Annotated in this window: 18 protein-coding genes; 13 read left to right on the top strand and 5 right to left on the bottom strand. The window is 57.2% G+C overall.

Going from position 1 to position 17,701, the window contains the following annotated elements:
• The first annotated feature begins 14 nt into the window (after nucleotides 1-14).
• From infB to A7Q00_RS09175, 5 genes are all read left to right on the top strand, one after another.
• Entirely contained in the window at nucleotides 15-2,780 is a 2,766-nt protein-coding gene (gene infB, locus A7Q00_RS09195) for a translation initiation factor IF-2 (RefSeq protein WP_064090259.1), read from the top strand.
• A 397-nt stretch (nucleotides 2,781-3,177) separates the two neighbouring features.
• A complete protein-coding gene (locus A7Q00_RS09190) occupies nucleotides 3,178-3,510 on the top strand; it encodes a hypothetical protein (protein WP_064090258.1) in 333 nt (110 codons plus the stop codon).
• A gap of 22 nt (nucleotides 3,511-3,532) precedes the next feature.
• Nucleotides 3,533-3,904: a 30S ribosome-binding factor RbfA gene (rbfA, locus tag A7Q00_RS09185; RefSeq protein ID WP_003821868.1), complete on the top strand. Its 372-nt coding sequence runs from the start codon at nucleotides 3,533-3,535 to the stop codon at nucleotides 3,902-3,904.
• A gap of 110 nt (nucleotides 3,905-4,014) precedes the next feature.
• Entirely contained in the window at nucleotides 4,015-4,923 is a 909-nt protein-coding gene (locus tag A7Q00_RS09180) for an AAA family ATPase (protein ID WP_064090257.1), read from the top strand.
• Nucleotides 4,920-5,828 (top strand): DUF58 domain-containing protein, encoded by a 909-nt coding sequence (locus A7Q00_RS09175; RefSeq protein ID WP_064090256.1) that lies wholly within the window; start codon nucleotides 4,920-4,922, stop codon nucleotides 5,826-5,828. The genes A7Q00_RS09180 and A7Q00_RS09175 overlap by 4 nt, the downstream gene beginning before the upstream one ends.
• 67 nt (nucleotides 5,829-5,895) lie before the next feature.
• On the opposite strand, the gene A7Q00_RS09170 is transcribed toward A7Q00_RS09175, so the two are convergent.
• On the bottom strand, nucleotides 5,896-6,780 hold the full coding sequence (locus A7Q00_RS09170; RefSeq protein WP_064090255.1) for a GTPase family protein: 885 nt from the start codon (nucleotides 6,778-6,780) through the stop codon (nucleotides 5,896-5,898).
• Between the two features lie 135 nt (nucleotides 6,781-6,915).
• Here A7Q00_RS09170 and A7Q00_RS09165 point away from each other — a divergent pair, with 135 nt between their 5' ends.
• Genes A7Q00_RS09165 through A7Q00_RS13600 form a run of 3 tightly spaced genes read left to right on the top strand, consistent with a single transcriptional unit; the run spans nucleotide 6,916 to nucleotide 8,296 of the window.
• Nucleotides 6,916-7,332, top strand: a complete 417-nt coding sequence (locus A7Q00_RS09165; RefSeq protein ID WP_064090254.1) for a helix-turn-helix domain-containing protein — start codon at nucleotides 6,916-6,918, stop codon at nucleotides 7,330-7,332.
• Between the two features lie 14 nt (nucleotides 7,333-7,346).
• Nucleotides 7,347-8,102, top strand: coding sequence for a HEPN domain-containing protein (locus tag A7Q00_RS09160; protein ID WP_064090253.1), 756 nt, complete (start codon nucleotides 7,347-7,349; stop codon nucleotides 8,100-8,102).
• A gap of 2 nt (nucleotides 8,103-8,104) precedes the next feature.
• On the top strand, nucleotides 8,105-8,296 hold the full coding sequence (locus A7Q00_RS13600; protein WP_156503790.1) for a hypothetical protein: 192 nt from the start codon (nucleotides 8,105-8,107) through the stop codon (nucleotides 8,294-8,296).
• A gap of 62 nt (nucleotides 8,297-8,358) precedes the next feature.
• On the opposite strand, the gene dut is transcribed toward A7Q00_RS13600, so the two are convergent.
• From dut to guaB, 4 genes are all read right to left on the bottom strand, one after another.
• Nucleotides 8,359-8,811 carry a dUTP diphosphatase gene (gene dut, locus A7Q00_RS09155; protein ID WP_064090252.1) on the bottom strand — a complete coding sequence of 151 codons (453 nt, stop codon included), beginning with the start codon at nucleotides 8,809-8,811 and terminating at the stop codon, nucleotides 8,359-8,361.
• Between the two features lie 99 nt (nucleotides 8,812-8,910).
• Nucleotides 8,911-9,657: a 3-oxoacyl-ACP reductase FabG gene (gene fabG, locus A7Q00_RS09150; protein ID WP_064090251.1), complete on the bottom strand. Its 747-nt coding sequence runs from the start codon at nucleotides 9,655-9,657 to the stop codon at nucleotides 8,911-8,913.
• Between the two features lie 67 nt (nucleotides 9,658-9,724).
• Entirely contained in the window at nucleotides 9,725-10,651 is a 927-nt protein-coding gene (gene fabD, locus A7Q00_RS09145) for an ACP S-malonyltransferase (protein WP_064090250.1), read from the bottom strand.
• A gap of 263 nt (nucleotides 10,652-10,914) precedes the next feature.
• Nucleotides 10,915-12,381 (bottom strand): IMP dehydrogenase, encoded by a 1,467-nt coding sequence (gene guaB / locus A7Q00_RS09140; RefSeq protein ID WP_064090249.1) that lies wholly within the window; start codon nucleotides 12,379-12,381, stop codon nucleotides 10,915-10,917.
• 156 nt (nucleotides 12,382-12,537) lie between these two features.
• On the opposite strand from guaB, the gene A7Q00_RS09135 reads away from it, so the two are divergent.
• The 5 genes from A7Q00_RS09135 to A7Q00_RS09115 all read left to right on the top strand — a co-directional run bounded on the left by A7Q00_RS09135 (nucleotide 12,538) and on the right by A7Q00_RS09115 (nucleotide 17,596).
• Nucleotides 12,538-13,005, top strand: coding sequence for a hypothetical protein (locus A7Q00_RS09135; protein WP_064090248.1), 468 nt, complete (start codon nucleotides 12,538-12,540; stop codon nucleotides 13,003-13,005).
• Nucleotides 13,006-13,076: 71 nt separating this feature from the next.
• On the top strand, nucleotides 13,077-14,903 hold the full coding sequence (gene uvrC / locus A7Q00_RS09130; protein WP_064090247.1) for an excinuclease ABC subunit UvrC: 1,827 nt from the start codon (nucleotides 13,077-13,079) through the stop codon (nucleotides 14,901-14,903).
• 11 nt (nucleotides 14,904-14,914) lie between these two features.
• Nucleotides 14,915-15,505 carry a CDP-diacylglycerol--glycerol-3-phosphate 3-phosphatidyltransferase gene (gene pgsA / locus A7Q00_RS09125; RefSeq protein WP_064090246.1) on the top strand — a complete coding sequence of 197 codons (591 nt, stop codon included), beginning with the start codon at nucleotides 14,915-14,917 and terminating at the stop codon, nucleotides 15,503-15,505.
• Nucleotides 15,506-15,787: 282 nt separating this feature from the next.
• Nucleotides 15,788-16,588 (top strand): hypothetical protein, encoded by an 801-nt coding sequence (locus A7Q00_RS09120; RefSeq protein ID WP_064090245.1) that lies wholly within the window; start codon nucleotides 15,788-15,790, stop codon nucleotides 16,586-16,588.
• 198 nt (nucleotides 16,589-16,786) lie between these two features.
• The gene (locus tag A7Q00_RS09115; protein ID WP_064090244.1) at nucleotides 16,787-17,596 is read left to right on the top strand and encodes a hypothetical protein; all 810 of its coding nucleotides are present in this window, start codon (nucleotides 16,787-16,789) and stop codon (nucleotides 17,594-17,596) included.
• Nucleotides 17,597-17,701 lie beyond the last annotated feature (105 nt).

Genomic DNA, 17,701 nt, shown 5'->3' with positions numbered 1-17,701 from the left:
GAGGCCGGAAACTTATGAGTAATACCGTACAACAATTTGCCGCCGAACTGAAAAAATCCGTGCCCACGCTCTTGGAGCAGCTCAAAGCCGCCGGCGTGGAAAAAAGCAGCGGCGCCGACAGCATCAGCCCGGCAGACAAACAAGCCCTGCTGGCGCACCTGCGCAAACAGAACGACAGCAGCACCGTATCCATCAGCGTGAGCCGTACCCGTACCGAACGCAGCACCGTGGCCGGCGTACAGGTGGAAACCCGCCGCCGCCGCCGCGTGGCCGTGCCGCCGATTGAAGCAGTTGCCGAGAGCAAACCCGCTGCTGAAGTTGCCCCGGCACAACCGGCCGCACCTGTTGCCGCGGAAGCACCTGCAGCCGCCCCTGCCGTAGAAGAAGCAAATATTCAGGTAGCCTCAAAAGCCGCCGAAACAACAGTAGTTGAAACGCCTGCAGTAGAACCCGCTGCCGCCAAAGCCGAAGCCAAACCGGCAGCTGCTGAGGCAGCCACATCGGATGAAGCACCGGCAGCCGTTGCCAAACCGAAACGCAGCCGCAAACCGAAAAAAGAAAAAGCCCCCGAGCCAGCACCACAACCGGTGGAAGTGGTTAGCGCTGCCGAACAGGCCATGCGCGACGAAGAAGCCCGCCGTGCCGAAGCCTTGCGTGCCCACCAGCAAGCCCTGTTGAAAGAAAAACAGGAGCGCCAGGCCCGCCGCGAAGCAGCCAAACTGCAAGCTCAGCAGGAAGCCAAGCTGGCCAAAGAGCAGCAATCTGCCCCGCGCAGCGCCGCACCGAGCGAAAAAGCCCCCCTTTCCTCCGGCAATGCCGCTCCCGGCGGTGGCCGCCCGAAAAAAGGCGATCGCCACCAGCAGCGCGACGACGATATGCCGCGCGGCCGTTCTGCCAAAGGCAAAGGCAAAGAACGCAACAACCGTGGCGATGACGAACGCGTACGCGGCGGTAAAAAAGGCAAGAAACAGCTCAAGCTGGAGCTGAACCAACACGCATTCCAAGCCCCGACCGAGCCGGTGGTGCACGAAGTGCTCGTGCCCGAAACCATTACCGTGGCCGATTTGGCACACAAAATGGCCGTGAAGGGAGTGGAAGTGGTGAAAGCCCTGATGAAGATGGGCATGATGGTAACCATCAACCAATCGCTCGACCAGGAAACCGCATTGATTGTGGTGGAAGAAATGGGCCATATCGGCAAACCCGCCGCTGCGGACGACCCGGAAGCCTTCTTGGACGACACCGAAACCGCCGTTCAAGCCGAAGCCCTGCCGCGCCCGCCGGTGGTAACCGTGATGGGTCACGTGGACCACGGTAAAACCTCGCTGCTCGACTACATCCGCCGCGCCAAAGTGGTGCAGGGCGAAGCCGGCGGCATTACCCAGCACATCGGTGCCTACCATGTGCAGACCCCGCGCGGCGTCATCACCTTCCTCGACACCCCCGGCCACGAAGCCTTTACCGCGATGCGCGCACGCGGCGCACAAGCCACCGATATCGTGATTCTGGTGGTGGCTGCCGACGACGGCGTGATGCCGCAAACCATCGAAGCCATCGCCCACGCCAAAGCGGCCGGTGTGCCGATGGTGGTGGCCGTAAACAAAATCGATAAGGAAGCCGCCAATCCCGAACGCATCCGCCAAGAGCTGACCGCACACGAAGTCATCCCCGATGCTTGGGGCGGCAATGTGCAGTTTGTCGATGTTTCCGCCAAACAAGGCACCAATATCGATGCGCTTTTGGAAGCCGTGCTGCTGGAAGCCGAAGTGCTCGAACTGAAAGCGCCGGTAGACGCGCCCGCCAAAGGCATCATCGTGGAAGCCCGCCTTGATAAAGGACGCGGTGCGGTGGCTACCCTGCTGGTGCAGAGCGGCACGTTGAAAAAAGGCGATATGCTCTTGGCCGGTACAGCCTTCGGCAAAGTCCGCGCCATGGTGGACGAAAACGGCAGACAGGTACAGGAAGCCGGCCCCTCCATTCCGGTGGAAATCCTCGGCCTATCCGACGTACCCAATGCCGGCGAAGACGCCATGGTATTGGCCGACGAGAAAAAAGCCCGCGAAATCGCCCTGTTCCGCCAAGGCAAATACCGCGACGTACGGCTGGCCAAACAGCAGGCCGCCAAGCTGGAAAACCTGTTTGCCAACGCCGGAGACGGCCAGGCAGCACAAAATCTGGCCGTTATCATCAAAGCCGACGTGCAGGGTTCGTACGAAGCGCTTTCAGGTAGCCTCAAAAAGCTGTCAAACGACGAGGTGAAAGTGGAAGTGCTGCACAGCGGCGTAGGCGGCATTACCGAAAGCGATGTAAACCTGGCCATTGCCTCCGGCGCCTTCATTATCGGCTTCAACGTGCGCGCCGACGGTTCCGCCCGCAAGCTGGCTGAAAACGAAGACATCGAAATCCGCTACTACAACATCATCTACGACGCCATCGACGATGTGAAGGCAGCCATGAGCGGCATGCTCGCCCCCGAGCAGAAAGAGCAGCAGACCGGCACGCTGGAAATCCGCCAGGTCATCAATATTTCCAAAGTGGGCAACATTGCCGGCTGTATGGTTACCGACGGTCTCATCAAGCGCGACAGCCGCGTGCGCCTCATCCGCGACCATGTGGTGATCCACACCGGCGAACTCGAATCGCTCAAACGCTTCAAAGACGATGTGAAAGAAGTACGTATGGGCTTCGAATGCGGCCTGATGCTGAAAAACTACAACGATATTCAAGAAGGCGACATACTGGAAGCCTTCGATATCGTGGAAGTGGCCCGCACCCTGTAAACAGGCATCAAGCGAAACAAGAGGCTGCCCGAATCCGTTTCAGGTAGCCTCTTGTTATATCTCCCATGCAGCAATGCCGCAGTGAGCGTATTGTAGCGAAGTGAAATATTTGGGCAACCCAGCAAACACAATCGAGCCCATCTTTCGGTGATATTTTTTATAGCAAGCCAACTTAACCGCTGCTATGGCACTGGTTCGCCTTGCCGTACTGCCATACTGCCTGCGGCTTACCGCTTTGCAGCGAAAGCCAATTTAACTTGCGATAGCAATTTGGCTATATATGTAAAGAAATAAATGCCTCAGCCTATACCCAGCCGACGATGGTTGTCGTATCATATCGCCTGTTTACACCGTGTTTGCCCACCATACCAACCGCTGCCCTGATGAGTACGCGAAAATGAACGACAAACAAACCTATACCCTTGAAACCTTTACCTTAATCCGCGAAATACGCCAACGTGAGAACGGTGAGTCAATCATCGTGGCCACCCTTGTCATGCCCGACAACTTCGTGCTTACCGGACGGCTGCCCCTGCGCCCTGTTGATCGCGAAAACGACCTCAACGTTATTCGCTTTTTGGAAAAGTCCTTCGACCTGAAGCCCTATTTCAAAACCCGCACCTTTGAAGAACAGCTGGGCGAATTCGACCAACTGCGCATCCAACATCGTAAAAAACAATACGATTCGCTGATGGATGCCCTGCTCGACCGCACCAGCGAACTGAAATAACCCCTATATCGAGAAAGACCACATGGCCAAAACTCACCGCGGCTACGCCCGCCAAGACCGCGTGCGCGAACAAATTATGCGCGAGCTGGCCGAGCTCGTCCGCACCGGCCTCAAAGACCCGCGCGCCGGTTTCATCACCATCAACGAAGTCGAGCTGACCCGCGACTACAGCCACGCCACCGTGTATTACACCGTGCTCGACGATGCCACCCGCGAGATTACCGCCGAAGCACTGGAACACGCCAAAGGCCACCTGCGCAGCGAGCTCTCCCGCCGCATCAAGCTGTTTAAAACGCCCGAGCTGCACTTCAAATACGACCAATCGCTCGAACGCGGCATGAGTATTTCCCAATTAATCGAGCAGGTGGCCGCCGAAGAGCCGGTGCAGGATTAGGCTACCTGAAAAATATGCCCTGTTGATTGAACAGGGCTTTTCTTCATAACCGCCACCGAAAAACATTTTCAGGTAGCCTCACTCACACCACAACCCAAACCACCCACACCATGAATTCCCCATTACAAAACGTCTTCTCCCAACTCAACAGCCTGATTCTCGGCAAAGAAACCGTTCTCCAACACCTGATGGCCTGCATCCTGGCCGACGGCCACGTTTTGCTCGAAGATGTGCCCGGCGTAGGCAAAACCACCCTCGCCCACGGCTTGGCCGCCGTGCTCGGCCTCGGCTACCGACGCGTCCAGTTCACCAACGACATGCTGCCCGCCGACCTACTCGGCATCAACGTCTTCCAACCTGCCGACGGCCAATTCAAATTCCATCCCAGCCCCATTTTCCACCACTTCCTGCTGGCCGACGAAATCAACCGCGCCTCGCCCAAAATGCAGTCCGCCCTTTTGGAAGCCATGGAAGAAAAACAAGTTTCCGTAGACGGCAAAACCTACCGCCTGCCCAAACCCTTCTTCGTCATCGCCACCCAAAACCCCATCGAACAGCTCGGCACCTTCCCCCTGCCCGAATCCCAGCTCGACCGCTTCATGATGCGCCTCTCACTGGGCTACCCCTCCGCCGAAGCCGAACGCCGGCTCTACGCCCAAGGCGACCGCCGCCAACTGCTGCCCGCGCTCAAAGCCGTGTGCAACGCCGAAATCCTGCTCCAATGGCAGGCGCAGGCCGCCCAAGTAAAATGCTCCCAGCAAGCCGCCGATTATATTTACCGGCTGGTGCAATCCACCCGCCAGCCCGGCCTGTTCGTTACCGGCCTCAGCCCGCGCGCCGGGCTCGCCGTGGTTAAAGCCGCCAAATCCTGGGCCTTCCTGGCCGGCCGCGATTATGTGCTGCCGGAAGACATCAAAGCCGTATGGATAGCCGTGGCCGGACACCGCCTGCAAACCTTGCAGCCCCAATCCATCCCCCAACTGCTGGAACAAATGCTGCTTCAGGTAGCCGTATCGTGAGCGCCAACCAATACAGCCCGCGCCTGCGCGACCTGCGCCTGCGCCCCACCCGGCTCGGCATCAGCCTGGCCGCCATGATTGCCCTGTTGTGGCTCGTCGGGCTCAACTATCAGGTAAACCTCGCCTATATCGTCGCCTTCTGGCTCGCCGGCTTCCTGTTTGTCGGCACCCTGCTCAACTGCCTCCAACTGCTCGGCCTGCGCCTCGACCTCACCCTGCCCGAAGAACTCTTCCAAGGGCAGCCTGCCGACATCCGGCTTTTCCCCGCCCCTTCCGTCAAAGCCCGCCACCGCCAGCTTTGGTTTGCCCCCGAGAGCCGCCGCAACACCGATCCCGAATACCGCGCCGCCCTCTTCACCGCCAAGCAGCCCCAACCCTTCATCTGGCCCGTGCTGCCCGCACGGCGCGGCCGCCTCATCCTGCCCCCGCTGCGTTGTGCCAGCGTGTGGCCGTTTGCCGTGAGCAGCGTGGAATGCGTATGGCACTGGCCCGACAACGGCCTCGTCTATCCCGCACCCCAGCCACACACCGCCCCGCCCGGCAGCACCCCGGCCGAAGAAGGCGAGCCGCGCCGCAAGCTCGGCGGCAACGAAGACCTCTCCTTCCTGCAAGAGCACCAACCCGGCACCTCCCTGCAACACATCGCCTGGAAAAGCTACGCCAAAAGCGGCCGCCTGCTCGACAAACACTTCGAAGAACCCGCCTTCCACGCCGCCGACCACATCATCAGCTACGCCGACTACCCCGCCGGCACCAGCGCCGACCGCCTCGCCAGCCTCCTGTGCTACCGCGTGCTCGAAGCCCACGGCCGCGGCCAGCGCTACACCTTAATCCTGCCCGGCCAAACCATCCCCCCGCAAAATGGCCAGCGCGAAAAATGCCTGGCCGCGCTGGCCGTGATGTAACGGATTGTATGAAGACGATAAAAAGGCTACCTGAAAGATTTCAGGTAGCCTTTTACAAGGTAACAAATTATAAGGGGAATCTAGAGATAATTCCTGCGATTGCTGTTCCAGCCCATCCAAGTGCTTTTCCAACACCATTAGACACTACTTCTGTTGCAAACTCTTTAACAGCTTCTACGGCGCTTTCAGCCATTTCTACTATGCTGTCCCAAATACCTTTTACCGCTTTTTCTCCAGCTTCTATGCTTCTTACTTCTTCGTTTGCCTCGCGCGCTACAGCAAACTTTTTTTCTTTTGGCAGAATATCTACAATCATGTCCATTACTGCCACTAAATTATATTTCTCCTCCGCTGATGCCGTCTGAATATAACGGGTGGAAACATCAAACGCCTTGCTGATTTCATCTACTTTCACTTGGATATTCGCCAACTGCTTTTCGCCCGGACAATTTTTCTCATCATCCCATTCGCGTACCGGATTGATTTTATCCACTTGATTAACCACAAACAGCGTCGGGCAACGTTCCGCATGCGGCTTAATAATTTCCTTATATGCCCGCTCCGCTACCGCATAAGCCCTGTCATCCGCCTTGATTACCCAAATCACCAAATCCAGTTCAGGCATCAAACTTTTATAAAGTGCGAAATACTCTTCATCTCGTTCGATTCGCTCGCCCACACCCGGCACATCAACCAAACACAGTCCCCGCCCATTTTCGCCGATAAGGATTTCCTGCGGGCTGCGTGTGCAGGCCGCCACATCCGAAATGGCCGCCACATCACTGCCAAACAGGGCGTTGCATAAGGAAGATTTGCCCACACCGGTAACACCGAACACACCGATTTTCGGCACATAAGTGCGTAACTCATGCACTCTTTGGCGGATACGCTCTTTAAGCCTCTCCATTTCCTGCACGCTAAGTTTGCTGCTGTTCGGGGTAACTTTTTCCATACCTAACCATCCTTCATAACAGTGGATTAATCAAAAGGGGCTCAAATTTTACTTTGTGCTATAATGCCTTAACAGATTATCCCAGTGCAGGAATTGTCTGATAAAGCCAAATATTACTCAGAAAGTACAGAGCATATGGAACTCCACGAAAAAATCCGCTTGGCGCGGGAATTGAACAAATGGTCGCAAGAAGAAGTGGCAGAGAGGCTGGAAATGTCGCCCAGCGGCTATGCAAAAATCGAACGCGGGGAAACTGCGTTGAATATCCCTCGTTTGGAACAGATTGCCGAGATTTTCAACATTGATATTTGGGAATTGGTAAAAGCGGGTGGTAACGGACTGGCCTTGCAGATTAACAGTGAAAACCATAATGGCGGGGGAATTTCTATTTACAACGCCACCGATGCCGCTGCTCTTGAAATAGAAAAATTGAAATTGCAGCTTGCCCATAAAAATGAGCTACTTGCCCAAAAAGAACGGGAAAACGCCATATTGCGAGAACTGGCCGACTCACTGAAAGCACAATTGAATGCGGCTAAACAGGCTACCTGAAACAGGAATTCCCTATGAGCATCAATTTATTTTCCGTCCAAACCTATTATCATCAGCACCGTAGCACCTATCCCGACCCATTCCGCCTGCGCATCCACCGCGCCTTAAGCTGGCTGCGTAAGGCTGATGAGCAGTTAAACGGCAAAGATGCGTCTGATGCCAAACAGTCAGCTCCCTCGAAGGATATGCCACAAATACCGTCTCCGCAGGGTAGGAAGCTTTCTTCTAACCCAGACTGGGATATAGGCTTCCAATCTCTTTGGATTGCATTCAATGCCGCCTATGCCCGCGAAATCGATGAGCAAGAAATATCCGGTGACCGGAGTAATTTCCGCCAATTCCTAAGAACGGTCTGCCGCTTGGATGAAGAAAAGCTGATTTACGCCCTAGTGTGGCAAACCTTCTCCGGTGCTATCCGCTCCCTGCTGGGCAACCGTTATGTCTTCCAGCCATTTTGGGACTTCCATAACGGCAAAATTTCGGAAACTGTTTGGCAAGAAGAGTTTGAGAAAGCGGGTAAGAAAGCGCAGAACGCCTTAGCTGCACAAGACACCGATACCGTGCTGCTGATTATGTTCGACCGCCTCTACACCCTACGCAACCAAATCATCCACGGCGGGGCAACCTACGGCAGCCAAGCCAACCGCAGCCAGTTGAAAGATGCCTGCCGCATCCTCACCAGCCTGCTTCCACTAATCCTGCACATCATGCAGCAGCATCCCGATTATGCTTGGGGCAAACCGTATTACCCTTTTGTGAATGGAGATTAACAATGCCGATTTCACCGATGGAAAAAGGAAAAGCTTCCTATTGGGTATGCCGGGGTTGCGGTCGGAAATATGAAGCCTTTACCCGTTCAGATACAGGTATTCCGCAGCCGGAATGCTGTGCCAAATGTAGTGGAACGGATTTTAGCTTACAAACAGAAAAAGCCAATTGGCTGCAACGGATTCTCTATAAATAAGTACAGACAATAAAAAGGCTACCTGAAAACATAGCTTCAGGTAGCCTTTGCTCAAACCTGTTTCACATCCACCCGGTGCTGCCGAAGCCGCCTTCGCCGCGCGAGCTCTGGGCAAATTCTTCCACCACTTTAAACTGCGGCTGCAGCACGGGCACGATCACCATTTGCGCCACGCGTGCCATCGGTTCGATGATGAACGTTTCGCCACTGCGGTTCCACAATGAAATTTTGAGTTCGCCCTGATAGTCGGAATCGATCAGGCCAACCAGGTTGCCCAAGACGATACCGTTCTTATGGCCGAGGCCGGAGCGCGGCAGCAGCATGGCGGCGTAGGCCGGGTCGGCCAGATGAATGGCGATGCCGGTAGGCACGAGGAAGGTGCCACCGGGCGGCAGCTCTACGGCTTCATCTAGGCAAGCGCGCAAATCGAGGCCGGCGGCGCCGGGGGTGGCGTAGTGCGGCAGGTGATCTTGCATTTTGGGATTGAGGATTTTGAGTTCGACTGTGGGTTGCATAGTTATCTCGATAAAGATTTGAATTTTAATGTAGATAAATTTTCAGGTAGCCTTCACGCTCCTGCAGCAGGCTACCTGAAAATATAACTGCGCTGCGGCTTAGGGCATCAGCATGCCGCCGTTCACGTGCAGGGTTTGGCCGGTGATGTAGCGCGCCTGCTCGGAGGCGAGGAACAAAACGGCGGCAGCCACATCGTCTGCTTCACCGAATTTGCCCAGCGAAGTTTGGGCGGTGAATGCCGCGCGGACTTCCTCCGGCAGGGCTTGGGTCATGGCGGTATCGATGAAGCCGGGGGCGACGCAGTTTACGGTGATACCGCGGCTGCCCACTTCGCGCGCGAGGGATTTGGAGAAGCCGATCAGGCCGGCTTTGGCGGCGGCGTAGTTGCTCTGCCCGGCGTTGCCCATCGCGCCCACCACGGATGTGATGCTGATGATGCGGCCGCTGCGCTGCTTCATCATGCCGCGCAACACGGCTTTGCTGGCGCGGAACACGGATTTGAGGTTGGTTTGCATGATGTCGTCCCATTCCTCTTCTTTCATCCGCATCAAGAGGTTGTCACGGGTGATACCGGCGTTGTTCACCAAAATATCGAGTTTGCCGAATTCTTTTTCGATGCTGGCAATCAGGGTTTCGATGCTGTTTGCTTCGTTGATATCCAGCACGCGGCCGTGGCCTTGCCATTGGGCGAGCCGTTCGCCGATTTCGGCGGCGCCTTTTTCGGAGGTGGCGGTGCCGATTACGGTGGCGCCGGCTTGGGCGAGGGCGTTGGCAATGGCGGCGCCGATGCCGCGTGAAGCACCGGTAACGAGGGCAACTTGGCCGGAGAGGTTTTGAGTGAGCATAGGGTTTCCTTTTTTAATGTGATCGGGGTTTCAGGTAGCCTTGATGCACGGCAGGCTACCTGAAAATTTAATGGGCGGCGATAAATGCGTCCACTGCTTCCTGCGAAGTGAGCGCGGCGCACACGGCGGCTTTGTCGATGCGTTTGGCCAAGCCGGCCAGCACTTTGCCCGGGCCGCACTCGGCGGATTCGGTAATGCCTTCGCGCACGAGGAGCGCCACGGTTTCCGTCCAGCGCACCGGGCTGTACAGCTGGCGCACCAGCGCGTCTTTGATTTGCTCGGGGTCGGTGTAGGAGGCCACGTCCACGTTGTTGACCACGCGGATTTGCGGCGTGTTCAATGCCACGTTTTGCAGGGCGGCGGCCAGTTTTTCGGCGGCAGGCTTCATCAGGCTGCAATGCGACGGCACAGACACCGGCAGCGGCAGCGCGCGTTTGGCACCGGCTTCTTTGGCCGCGGCCATGGCGCGTTCCACCGCAGCGGCATCACCGGCAATCACCACTTGGCCGGGCGAATTGAAGTTCACCGCCTCGGCCACCTGCCCTTGCGTGGCGGCGGCGCAGATTTGGCGAACGGCATCGTCTTCCAGCCCCAAAATGGCGGCCATCGCGCCCTGCCCTTGCGGCACGGCCGACTGCATCAGCTCGGCACGCAGGCGTACCAGGCGCACTGCATCGGCAAAATCCAGGCTGCCTGCTGCCACCAGCGCGCTGTATTCGCCCAAGCTGTGCCCGGCCACGGCGGCGGGGGTTTTGCCGCCCGCTTCGAGGTAGGCGCGGTAAGTGGCCACACCGGCGGCGAGCATCAAGGGCTGGGTGTTGACGGTTTGGCCAATGAGCGCGGCATCTTCGCCGTTCATCATCGCCCACAAATCCTCGCCCAGCGCGGCGGAGGCCTGTTCAAAGGTTTGGCGCACCACGGGCACGCCGTCGAAACCGGCCATCATATTCAGGCTCTGCGAGCCCTGGCCGGGGAAGAAAAAGGCAAAAGACATGGGGTTTCCTTATCTTATTGAAAAATATCTTGTTGGGAACAGTAGCAGGCTACCTGAAAATGCCTGATTGCGTTTTCAGGTAGCCTTCCCAAGCAATGGCAGCAGAAGCATTAAATTCCATTCATCTAATATTTTGATTAGTCAAAGTTAGAATGAACGTACCGATTATTCTGATTTCTTAATTTACTTGCTTGGTTAGAACAGGATACTCAAACAGGCTACCTGAAAAACAGCATGCCGTATTTTCAGGTAGCCTCCTCAAATCAGCGCCCGTGGTAGTTCGGCGCTTCTTTGGTAATCTGCACGTCGTGCACGTGCGATTCGCTCATACCCGCGGCGGTGATTTCCACAAACTCGGCCTTTTCGTGCATTTCGGCAATATTGGCGCAGCCCAAATAGCCCATGCTGGAGCGCAGGCCGCCCACCAGCTGGTGGATGATGTTCACAATCGGGCCTTTATACGGCACGCGGCCTTCGATGCCCTCGGGCACGTATTTGTCGGCGCTGTCTTGTTTGTCTTGGAAATAGCGGTCGGACGAGCCTTGGCTCATCGCGCCCAGCGAGCCCATGCCGCGGTAGGATTTGTAGGAGCGGCCTTGATAGAGCTCGATTTCGCCCGGCGCTTCGTCTGTGCCGGCAAACATGCCGCCCAGCATCACGGTGGAAGCGCCGGCGGCCAGGGCTTTGGCCACGTCGCCGGAGAAGCGGATGCCGCCGTCGGCAATCAGCGGCACGCCGGTGCCTTTGAGCGCTTCGGCCACGTTGTGAATCGCCGTCAGCTGCGGTACGCCCACGCCGGCCACGATGCGGGTGGTGCAAATCGAGCCCGGGCCGATGCCCACTTTCACTGCGTCTGCCCCGGCAGCTACCAAATCGCGCGCCGCCTGTGCGGTGGCGATATTGCCGCCGATAACCTGTACTTGCGGGAAGTGTGCCTTCACCCAACGTACCCGATCCAAAACGCCTTGGCTGTGGCCGTGTGCGGTGTCCACCACAATCACGTCCACCCCGGCAGCCACCAGGGCGGCTACGCGTTCGTCGGTTTCCGGACCCACGCCCACCGCCGCGCCCACGCGCAAGCGGCCGTCTTGGTCTTTGTTGGCATGGGGGAATTCGGTGGTTTTCAAAATATCGCGCACCGTAATCAGGCCTTTGAGCTCGTCTTGGGCGTTCACAACCAAAACGCGCTCGACCTTATGCTGATGCATCAGTTCGCGCGCGTCTTCAATGCTGGTGCCTTCGGGCACGGTAACCAATTCAGTCCGGGGCGTCATGATGGCGGACACCGGCTGGTCGAGGCGGGTTTCAAAGCGCAAATCGCGGTTGGTAACCAAGCCCACCAGTTTGCCGTCCTGCACCACCGGCAGGCCGGACATCTGCCGCTTGCGCTGTGCGCGCATCTCCAACAGCTGGCCAACCAACATTTCCGGCGCAATCGTTACCGGGTCTTTTACCACGCCGCTTTCGTGCCGCTTCACTTTGGCCACGGCCTCAGCCTGGCGCTTGATGTTCATGTTCTTATGAATGATGCCGATGCCGCCTTCCTGCGCCATGGAAATGGCCAGGCGCGCCTCGGTAACGGTGTCCATGGCGGCGGAAATCAGGGGCAGGTTGAGGGAAATGTTGCGGGTGAGGCGGGTTTGCAGCGAGACGTGCTTGGGCAGCACTTGGGAATGGGCGGGAACAAGCAATACATCATCAAAGGTGTAGGCTTTTTCAACGATTCGCATGATTAAAACCTTCTTGTCGGTTGCTAATAATGCGGCGGCATTGTAGCAAAATTGTCGGCATTTAGTAAGCATCAAGCGCCAAGCATGACATCTGCCCGCCAGTTGAAGTACAATGAAAACCGATTATGTAACCATATTCAACGGGAAGACCACCAAATGAATAAAAAACTAACCTTGCTGGCCGCCTGCGCCGCAACCATGTTGTTTTCAGGTAGCCTGATGGCAGAAGACGTTTACCACTGGAATGGCCGCAGCCCCACCTATTCCGATGTGCCGAAAAACCTTGTTCCGGCCACCAGCAACATCGTGAACGTGCGCACCCAAACCTCTCGCCCCGCCGTTGCGCCTGTCGGCCAGCAGCAAAACCAGCTGCCGCAAGTGCAGAACAATAATGGTGAAATTTCCGCTGCTGAACTGCAAGCCATGGCCAACCAGAAACAGCTTGAAGAAAATAAAGCTATTGAGGATGCCAACCGCAAAGTGCGCGAAGAAAACGAAGCCGCCCGCGCCAGTGCCTGCAGCACAGCTAAAATCAACCTGCAACACGCGCAAACCGCCCGCATCCAAAACCGCGAGCAGCTTATCCAGCAATATCAGAACAACGTAAACCAATACTGCAACTAACGGCGCTCCAGCCGGTTTGATTCAGCCGGCCGTCCGGTCTTGCCGTTTCACTTTTCCGCAAACCTTCGGCTATGTCTGATTTCGACCCGCACGCCATTATTGCCAACCTGCCCAACCTGCCCGGCGTTTACCGCTTTTCGGACAAGGACGGGCAGGTTTTATACGTGGGCAAAGCCGTCAACCTCAAACGCCGCGTGGGCAGCTATTTTCAAAAAAACGACTTATCCCCGCGCATCGCCCTGATGGTGCGGCAGATTGCCCACATCGAAATCACGGTAACCCGCTCCGAAACCGAAGCGCTGATTCTCGAAAACAACTTCATCAAGGCCTTGTCGCCGAAATACAATATCCTATTTCGCGACGACAAATCCTACCCCTACCTCATGCTCACCGGGCATGACTTCCCGCAAATGGCCTACTACCGCGGCAGCCTGAAGAAAACCAACCAATACTTCGGCCCCTACCCCAACAGCTACGCCGTGCGCGACAGCATTCAGATTTTGCAGAAAGTTTTCCTGCTGCGTACCTGCGAAGACAGCGTGTTCGAACACCGCGACCGCCCCTGCCTGCTCTATCAAATCAAACGCTGTTCCGCCCCCTGCGTCGGCCATATTTCGCAGGAAGACTACCGCACCAGCGTGGAAGAAGCCGCCACCTTCCTCAACGGCAAAGCCGACCGCCTGCTGCAAAACCTCACCGCCAAAATGCAGCAGGCCGCCGAAACGCTCGATTTCGAACACGCCGCCCGCTACCGCGACCAAATCCAAGCCCTGGGCAAAATCCAGAGCCAGCAGTTTATCGACAGCAACAACCCTAACGCCGCCTACAACATCGATATCCTCGCCCTCGCCACCGAACAGGGCGGCATCTGTATCCACTGGGTCAGCATCCGCAACGGCCGGCGCGTGGGCGAAAAAAGCTTTTTCCCCGACAGCCGCCACTCTGCCCCCGAAGAAGCCGCCGCCTATGGCGAAGCCTTCGTTGCCCAGCATTATCTCGGCCGCGACAAGCCCGACATCATCATCAGCAACTTCAGGCTACCTGAAAACCTGCAAACCGCCCTGATCGAAGAGTACGGCAAACAAATCCGCTTTATTGCCAAAACCAGCGGCGAGCGGCGCGTATGGCTGCAAATGGCCGAACAAAACGCCCTGCTCGCCCTGCGCCAGAAACAGCAGCAAAACCAAAACCAAGAACAACGCGTCCAAGCCCTGGCCGAACTGCTGCAGCTGCCCACCACCGAGCTCAACCGCATCGAATGCTTCGACATCAGCCACACCCAAGGCGAAGCCACCGTCGCTTCCTGCGTGGTATATGAAAACCAAAGCATGCGCCCCGACCAATACCGCCGCTACAACATCAAAACCGCCAAAGCCGGCGACGACTACGCCGCCATGCGCGAAGTGCTCACCCGCCGCTATGGCAAACTGGCCGAAGGCAACGAAGAAGACGGCAAATGGCCCGATCTGGTGCTGATCGACGGCGGCAAAGGCCAAGTGGCCATGGCGCAGCAAGTATGGCAGGATTTAGGCATCCGCCTGCCCATGGTCGGCATTGCCAAAGGCCCCGAGCGCAAAGCCGGCCTCGAAGAGCTGATTATTCCGCACTTAGGCACCACCACCCAGCTCCCGCCGCACCACCCCGCCCTGCATCTTTTGCAAACCGTGCGCGACGAATCCCACCGCTTCGCCATCACCGGCCACCGCCGCAAACGCGGCAAAGCCCGCGTTACCTCCTCGCTGGCCGAAATCCCCGGCGTGGGCGACAAGCGCCGCCGCAGCCTGCTCACCCGCTTCGGCGGCCTGCGCGGCATCCAAGCCGCCAGCATCGACGACTTAGCCCAAACCGAAGGCATCAGCCGCGCCCTGGCTGAAAAAATCTACGAAGCCCTACACTGAAAGACCGCAACATGCCCTGGAACATCCCCATCCTGCTCACCTGGTCGCGCATCCTCATGATTCCGCTGTTTACCGCCCTTTTCTACCTGCCCGCCTCCTGGCGTGTGGGCATCCAAACCGTCAACACCTGCGCCGCCGCATTATTCGTGCTCGCCGCCGTAACCGACTGGTTCGACGGCTACCTCGCCCGCAAATGGAAGCAAACCTCCGACTTCGGCGCCTTCCTCGACCCCGTGGCCGACAAACTCATGGTGGCCGTCGCCCTCATCCTCCTTGTCCGCCTCGACCGCACCTGGGCCATCTGCGCCATCATCATCATCGGCCGCGAAATCACCATCTCCGCCCTGCGCGAATGGATGGCGCAGCTGGGCAAACGCAACAGCGTGGCCGTGGCCGCCATCGGCAAATTCAAAACCGCCGCCCAAATGGCCGCCATCACCCTGCTGCTGCTGCAAAGCTGGCCCGCCCTCGGCCTCGACTTCATCTGGCTGGGCAACGCCCTCATGTTCGCCGCCTGCGTACTCACCCTGTGGTCGATGTTCTACTACCTCAAAATGGCCGCCAAAGAATTCAAACAGCCCCGCCCGCCGAAAGCCAGTTGAAAACGCCACGCGTGCCTAACCGACCCTGCCGAACCTTCATATTTTTCAGGTAGCCTCCCACGCAAAGAGGCTACCTGAAAACATAAACAACCTTGCGCAACATCATGGCCATCCATTCGCCATTCAAATTTTCAGGTAGCCTTACCTCCGCAAAAGGCTACCTGAAATCCTGCCCGCCACCCGCCAGAGCTTTTCAGGTAGCCTTTTCCCCAAGTAAATGTGTTAATATTCGCAAACGGTCACCCGAGCCGACACTCCCCAACCCAAACAAAGGATCAAGCCATGTTTGCAAAGTCCCTGTTGAAACCCCTCCTCCTCGCTGCCGCCCTGCTGATGCTCAACGGCTGCGCCACCGCCTTCTTATGGAAAGATTATGAATCGGAAGGCAGCCCCACCACCTCCACCCACACCGACAAAGACACCGTGGTCGGCTTCGCCCGCGCCAAACCCGACAGCCGGCAACTGGTGCCCAACAGCATCGTGATGCTGGGCGAGCGCTATATCTACGTGCTGAATAAAGGCCGCGACCCGAGAACAGGAAGCGGCAGAACAGCCCGGGAAGTGGATTTGGGCGCGATTTTAAACGTGAAGCTGTCCCAGCCCTTCCAAATGTACGACCCCTCCAACGATCCCAAAAACTGCTGTAGCGCCCAGCCTTGGGAAGGCTTCAGGCTGGAGGCCGGCAGCCCGTCGGCACAACGCTTCTGCAGCGCGGATTTCGATTTGGTTTATCAAGAAAACCCACGCCTTTCCCCCGCCGAACGCCGCCGCGAGCGCGCCGAACTGGAGCGGCTGCAATTCAGGCAAGTTACCGACAACAAAGGTGCCTCCCGCTATGCCCGCACCATCCGGGTATGCGGCCAGCGCTACACCCGCCCGAGCGGTATGAAAGACGACTACCGTTTTGAAACGCCGATACCCGTTACCATCAGCAGCACAGTCACCCAAAAAAGCAGCAACGTATCCGGCGCAGTCGGGCGCGCCATCGTTACCCCATTTACCGCCGCCGTCGATATCGTTACCCTGCCCATCGTCCTGCCGTTTGCAGTCTTTGCGCTCAAGGATATGAAGGTAGGCTTCTAAGCTAAGCAGCAAGGGAGGAGTGCCCAATGGCAATCCTCCCTTTTTCAGGTAGCCTTCCCCCCTTCCAGCAGGTTACCTGAAATCCAGCCTGTTGCCCACCCGTGCCTTTCAGGTAGCCTTTTCGCTCAAGCGAATGTTAATATCCATTGCCAACCATCCACGGTTGCCCACTCACCCATCCAAACAAAGGATCACGCCATGTTTGCAAAATCCCTGTTGAAACCCCTCTTCCTCGCCGCCGCCCTGATGCTGCTAAACGGCTGCGCCACTTATGCGCTGTGGGAAAATCATGACTCGCGCAGCTACGCCTCTACAACCTTAGATCTCCTCGATGATGACACCGTTGTCGGCTTCGCCCGCGTCAAACCCGACAGCCAAAAACTGCCGCCCAACAGTATCGTCATGTTGGGCGAAAGCTATATCTATGTGATGACCAAAGGCAGCAACCCTCGGGCTGGAAGCGGCGAAGCAGCCCGGGAAGTGGATTTGGGCGCGATTCTAGATGTAAAACTGTCCCAACCCTTCCAAATGTACGCCCCCTCCAATGATGCCGAAAAATGCTGCAGCACCTCGCCTCGGAAAGGCTTCAGACTGGCCACCGATGAAGCGAAGCAACGCTTTTGCAGTGCAGATTTCGATTTGGTTTATCAAGAAAACCCTCGCCTTTCCCCCGCCGAACGCCGCCGGGAACGCACCAAACTGCGCCAGCTGCAATTCAGGCAGGTTACCGACAGCAAAGGTGCAACCCGCTATGCCCGTACAATCCAGGTATGCGGCCAGCTCTATGCCCGCCCGAGCGACATGAACTACGACTACCGTTTTGAAACGCCAATACCCGTAAGCATCCAAACCCGGGTAACCGGAACCGATACAAACGTATCCGGGGGGACGGCCGGCCGCGCACTCGCCACCCCATTCACCGCCGTCCTCGATATCGTTACCCTACCCGTCAGCCTGCCTTTACTTTGGCTCGGCACAGGAATGCAGGAGCGCATGAAGTTGTTTTAAGTGCAGACAAAAGGGAGGAATGCCGTTTGGCAACCCTCCCTTTTTTCAGGTAGCCTCCCGCACGAAGAAGCTACCTGAAAATATAATGGAATATAGTGAATTAAC

Origin of the sequence: Eikenella halliae (assembly GCF_001648475.1) — a bacterium.
Classification (GTDB): Bacteria; Pseudomonadota; Gammaproteobacteria; order Burkholderiales; family Neisseriaceae; genus Eikenella; species Eikenella halliae.
This window is presented reverse-complemented; position numbering and strand designations above follow the sequence as displayed.

Excerpts from the sequence above, each read along its gene's own strand:
- A7Q00_RS09160 (WP_064090253.1), top strand. The coding sequence starts at position 7,347 with ATGAGCATCAATTTATTTTCCGTCCAAACCTATTATCATCAGCACCGT.
- A7Q00_RS09135 (WP_064090248.1), top strand. The coding sequence starts at position 12,538 with ATGAATAAAAAACTAACCTTGCTGGCCGCCTGCGCCGCAACCATGTTG.
- guaB (WP_064090249.1), bottom strand. The coding sequence starts at position 12,381 with ATGCGAATCGTTGAAAAAGCCTACACCTTTGATGATGTATTGCTTGTT.
- rbfA (WP_003821868.1), top strand. The coding sequence starts at position 3,533 with ATGGCCAAAACTCACCGCGGCTACGCCCGCCAAGACCGCGTGCGCGAA.
- A7Q00_RS09190 (WP_064090258.1), top strand. The coding sequence starts at position 3,178 with ATGAACGACAAACAAACCTATACCCTTGAAACCTTTACCTTAATCCGC.
- fabD (WP_064090250.1), bottom strand. The coding sequence starts at position 10,651 with ATGTCTTTTGCCTTTTTCTTCCCCGGCCAGGGCTCGCAGAGCCTGAAT.
- fabG (WP_064090251.1), bottom strand. The coding sequence starts at position 9,657 with ATGCTCACTCAAAACCTCTCCGGCCAAGTTGCCCTCGTTACCGGTGCT.
- infB (WP_064090259.1), top strand. The coding sequence starts at position 15 with ATGAGTAATACCGTACAACAATTTGCCGCCGAACTGAAAAAATCCGTG.
- pgsA (WP_064090246.1), top strand. The coding sequence starts at position 14,915 with ATGCCCTGGAACATCCCCATCCTGCTCACCTGGTCGCGCATCCTCATG.
- A7Q00_RS13600 (WP_156503790.1), top strand. The coding sequence starts at position 8,105 with ATGCCGATTTCACCGATGGAAAAAGGAAAAGCTTCCTATTGGGTATGC.
- A7Q00_RS09180 (WP_064090257.1), top strand. The coding sequence starts at position 4,015 with ATGAATTCCCCATTACAAAACGTCTTCTCCCAACTCAACAGCCTGATT.
- A7Q00_RS09165 (WP_064090254.1), top strand. The coding sequence starts at position 6,916 with ATGGAACTCCACGAAAAAATCCGCTTGGCGCGGGAATTGAACAAATGG.
- A7Q00_RS09170 (WP_064090255.1), bottom strand. The coding sequence starts at position 6,780 with ATGGAAAAAGTTACCCCGAACAGCAGCAAACTTAGCGTGCAGGAAATG.
- uvrC (WP_064090247.1), top strand. The coding sequence starts at position 13,077 with ATGTCTGATTTCGACCCGCACGCCATTATTGCCAACCTGCCCAACCTG.
- A7Q00_RS09120 (WP_064090245.1), top strand. The coding sequence starts at position 15,788 with ATGTTTGCAAAGTCCCTGTTGAAACCCCTCCTCCTCGCTGCCGCCCTG.
- dut (WP_064090252.1), bottom strand. The coding sequence starts at position 8,811 with ATGCAACCCACAGTCGAACTCAAAATCCTCAATCCCAAAATGCAAGAT.
- A7Q00_RS09115 (WP_064090244.1), top strand. The coding sequence starts at position 16,787 with ATGTTTGCAAAATCCCTGTTGAAACCCCTCTTCCTCGCCGCCGCCCTG.